This window comes from Mesorhizobium silamurunense, assembly GCF_014843905.1.
Taxonomy (GTDB): Bacteria; Pseudomonadota; Alphaproteobacteria; order Rhizobiales; family Rhizobiaceae; genus Mesorhizobium; species Mesorhizobium silamurunense.
The window spans coordinates 2,501-5,830 of record NZ_LPVS01000232.1; the positions used below are offsets into that span (position 1 = coordinate 2,501).

Annotated in this window: 1 tRNA gene and 2 rRNA genes; all 3 read left to right on the plus strand. The window is 53.8% G+C overall.

What is annotated here, in order from left to right:
• Positions 1–83 precede the first annotated feature (83 nt).
• The 3 genes from AU465_RS33425 (at position 84) to AU465_RS33435 (ending at position 3,330) form a co-directional block, all read left to right on the plus strand.
• Positions 84–2,883, plus strand: a 23S ribosomal RNA gene (locus AU465_RS33425).
• A gap of 90 nt (positions 2,884–2,973) precedes the next feature.
• Positions 2,974–3,088, plus strand: a 5S ribosomal RNA gene (rrf, locus tag AU465_RS33430).
• 165 nt (positions 3,089–3,253) lie between these two features.
• Positions 3,254–3,330, plus strand: a tRNA-Met gene (locus AU465_RS33435).

The following is a 3,330-nucleotide window of genomic DNA, read 5'->3' on the forward strand; positions in this document are numbered from 1 at the left end:
ATTCCATTGAAGCAAGTCCCGCACAGGATTTGCTCGGATGACGATCTCTCCGAGATCGCATGATGGGTATTGGCAATGAGAACGATCAAGTGTCTTAAGGGCAATTGGTGGATGCCTTGGCATGCACAGGCGATGAAGGACGTGATACGCTGCGATAAGCTACGGGGAGGTGCGAATACCCTTTGATCCGTAGATTTCCGAATGGGGAAACCCACCTAAGGTACTTGGAAAATCAGAGCAGCAGGGCAGCTTGCTGCTGTGGTTTCCAAGTATCGATAATAGGTAACTTATCCTGAATACATAGGGATAAAGTGGCGAACGCGGGGAACTGAAACATCTAAGTACCCGTAGGAAAGGACATCAACCGAGACTCCGGAAGTAGTGGCGAGCGAACCCGGACCAGGCCAGCGGCGATGATGAGACAAGCGGAACCTTCTGGAAAGTTGGGCCATAGCGGGTGACAGCCCCGTACGCGTAATGCAAATCATCGTCCTTGAGTAAGGCGGGACACGTGAAATCCTGTCTGAAATTGGGAGGACCACCTTCCAAGCCTAAGTACTCGTGCATGACCGATAGCGAACTAGTACCGTGAGGGAAAGGTGAAAAGCACCCCGACAAGGGGAGTGAAAGAGTACCTGAAACCGATTGCCTACAAACAGTGGGAGCCCGCAAGGGTGACCACGTACCTTTTGTATAATGGGTCAGCGACTTAGTGTGACGAGCAAGCTTAAACCGATAGGTGTAGGCGCAGCGAAAGCGAGTCTGAACAGGGCGTTCAGTTCGTCGCATTAGACCCGAAACCGAGTGATCTAGCCATGAGCAGGCTGAAGGTAAGGTAACACTTACTGGAGGGCCGAACCCATAACTGTTGCAATAGTTCGGGATGACTTGTGGCTAGGGGTGAAAGGCCAATCAAACTCGGAAATAGCTGGTTCTCCGCGAAATCTATTTAGGTAGAGCGTCGACCGAATACCCCAGGGGGTAGAGCACTGGATGGGCTAGGGGTCCTCACCGGATTACCAAACCTAACCAAACTCCGAATACCTGGGAGTACTAGTCGGCAGACACACGGCGGGTGCTAACGTCCGTCGTGAAAAGGGAAACAACCCTGACCTACAGCTAAGGTCCCCAAGTTATGGCTAAGTGGGAAAGGATGTGAGGATCCCAAAACAACCAGGATGTTGGCTTAGAAGCAGCCATCATTTAAAGAAAGCGTAACAGCTCACTGGTCTAAATAAGGGTCTTTGCGCCGAAAATGTAACGGGGCTAAAGCCATACACCGAAGCTTAGGGTTCGTGAGCAATCACGAGCGGTAGCGGAGCGTTCTGTAAGCTGATGAAGCCGTACCCGTGAGGGGCGGTGGAGGTATCAGAAGTGCGAATGCTGACATGAGTAACGTAAGGGGAGTGAGAGACTCCCCCGCCGAAAGACCAAGGGTTCCTGCTTAAAGTTAATCTGAGCAGGGTTAGCCGGCCCCTAAGACGAGGCGGAAACGCGTAGTCGATGGGAACCACGTTAATATTCGTGGGCCTGGAGGTAGTGACGGATCACACAAGTTGTCCAATCTTATCGGATTGAAAGGGCAGCGGAGTGGTTCCAGGAAATAGCTCCTCCTTATAGACCGTACCCGAAACCGACACTGGTGGTCAGGTAGAGTATACCAAGGCGCTTGAGAGAACTATGCTGAAGGAACTCGGCAAATTGCACGCGTAACTTCGGAAGAAGCGTGACCCTTTTCTGCGCAAGCAGAGGAGGGTGGCACAGACCAGGGGGTAGCGACTGTTTATCAAAAACACAGGGCTCTGCGAAGCCGCAAGGCGACGTATAGGGTCTGACGCCTGCCCGGTGCTGGAAGGTTAAGAGGAGGGGTGCAAGCTCTGAATCGAAGCCCCAGTAAACGGCGGCCGTAACTATAACGGTCCTAAGGTAGCGAAATTCCTTGTCGGGTAAGTTCCGACCTGCACGAATGGCGTAACGACTTCCCCGCTGTCTCCAGCATAGACTCAGTGAAATTGAATTCCCCGTGAAGATGCGGGGTTCCTGCGGTTAGACGGAAAGACCCCGTGCACCTTTACTATAGCTTTACATTGGCATTCGTAGTGGCATGTGTAGGATAGGTGGTAGGCTTTGAAGCCTGGGCGCCAGCTCAGGTGGAGCCACCCTTGAAATACCACCCTTATTACTATGGATGTCTAACCGCGGCCCGTTATCCGGGTCCGGGACAATGTATGGTGGGTAGTTTGACTGGGGCGGTCGCCTCCTAAAGAGTAACGGAGGCGCGCGATGGTGGGCTCAGAACGGTCGGAAATCGTTCGCTGAGTGCAATGGCATAAGCCTGCCTGACTGCGAGACTGACAAGTCGAGCAGAGACGAAAGTCGGTCATAGTGATCCGGTGGTCCCGCGTGGAAGGGCCATCGCTCAACGGATAAAAGGTACGCCGGGGATAACAGGCTGATGACCCCCAAGAGTCCATATCGACGGGGTTGTTTGGCACCTCGATGTCGACTCATCGCATCCTGGGGCTGGAGCAGGTCCCAAGGGTATGGCTGTTCGCCATTTAAAGCGGTACGTGAGTTGGGTTCAGAACGTCGTGAGACAGTTCGGTCCCTATCTGCCGTGGGTGTAGGAATATTGAAAGGATCTGTCCCTAGTACGAGAGGACCGGGATGGACGGATCTCTGGTGGACCTGTTGTGGCGCCAGCCGCATTGCAGGGTAGCTATATCCGGACGGGATAACCGCTGAAGGCATCTAAGCGGGAAACCCACCTTGAAACGAGTATTCCCTGAGAACCGTGGAAGACGACCACGTTGATAGGCCGGGTGTGGAAGAGCGGCAACGCTTGAAGCTTACCGGTACTAATAGTTCGATCGGCTTGATCGTTCTCATTCCTAATATCCATTGAGGCGCAATCCGAAGGATTGTCGCCGGCACGAATAGACAGCTTCTCGATTTGAACGTGCGTTTTGCCGACCTGGTGGTTATGGCGGAGCGGCTGCACCCGATCCCATTCCGAACTCGGCCGTGAAACGCTCCAGCGCTGATGGTACTTCGTCTCAAGACGCGGGAGAGTAGGTCGCTGCCAGGTCTGCCAAGCGCACGTTCATCTCACATCCGGGTGCAAAGGATCCGGATGGAGACAAATCTTCTCCTTACGATTAGGCCCGCCAAACGGGATCCTGGGCCGCGCGAGCGGCCCTTTCATTTGGCGGTCTCTTGAATTCGGTAAGCTAAGACTTACCTCTATGGTTGACGCGGGGTGGAGCAGCCCGGTAGCTCGTCAGGCTCATAACCTGAAGGTCACAGGTTCAAATCCTGTCCCCGCAACCA